The organism is Mesorhizobium sp. M7A.T.Ca.US.000.02.2.1 (assembly GCF_003996995.1).
Taxonomy (GTDB): Bacteria; Pseudomonadota; Alphaproteobacteria; order Rhizobiales; family Rhizobiaceae; genus Mesorhizobium.
In genome coordinates this window covers 1-766 of sequence record NZ_RZTT01000844.1, presented here as the reverse complement: position 1 = coordinate 766, position 766 = coordinate 1, and the positions used below count along the sequence as shown (strand labels likewise).

Sequence of the window (766 nt, the reverse complement as noted above, 5' to 3'; positions counted from 1 at the left end):
GACGTATGACAACGCAGGAAACCACGCGCGCAAGCGCGACCGCATGGCCACATGCGACAACGGCCGCGAAGCTCGAGGACGCGCTTGGCGGCCTGAAAGAGCAGGTTGGAGCCACCAGCAGTCTGCTGGTGAATGACGCGCCGCGTGCTGATGCACAAGCCCGCCTGCGGCAGGCGCATGTGCGCATCGCGCAGCTGGAATTCGAGGCACGGGCAATCCACGCCATTGCTCTTGGCCAGCGTAAGAACATTCAGGATCTAAGCGCGGCCGACGTGATCGACGCCGGCGAAGCTGCCGGGTTGTTCATCGTCTCGGACGCGCCAGCGCCGAAGCTGGAGCCGCTGGACAGGATGGAAACGCGGTGCCCCCGCTGCAGCGGTCTGTTGATGACCTGGACAGCGACAGGTTGCACGCCCGGCGTGCCGGGCTCGTATTACACCGAGGATGGTGACTGCCTCCCGGGCGCGCCGTTGAATTTCGCCGGATGCGCAAGCGCGAGCATGGTGATGGTCGGCCGATGCCCGCATTGCGCGGCTCGGTACTGGTTGCTCGAAGTGTTTTTGCACGATGGCGGGCAAGATGCCGTCATCGAAATCATGTCCGACGAGCCGGATTGGGAGGTCCAATTCAAGGCTGGCGGCAACTGGATGGCCTACTCCGCGGTCAACAGCGCGGCCGAGCGGAGCTATGCGCATTACATCGGGCCGATGCTGGTGCCGGAAGGTATGGAGACGCACGGCAGCAACGGCGTTTCGGCGTGTGGCGG

Annotated in this window: 1 protein-coding gene; it reads left to right on the top strand. The window is 64.5% G+C overall.

Annotation, left to right across the window (positions count from 1 at the left end; genetic code table 11):
- The coding region (locus tag EOD15_RS36125) for a hypothetical protein (RefSeq protein WP_185929179.1) at nucleotides 1-766 on the top strand (766 nt) is incomplete at both ends.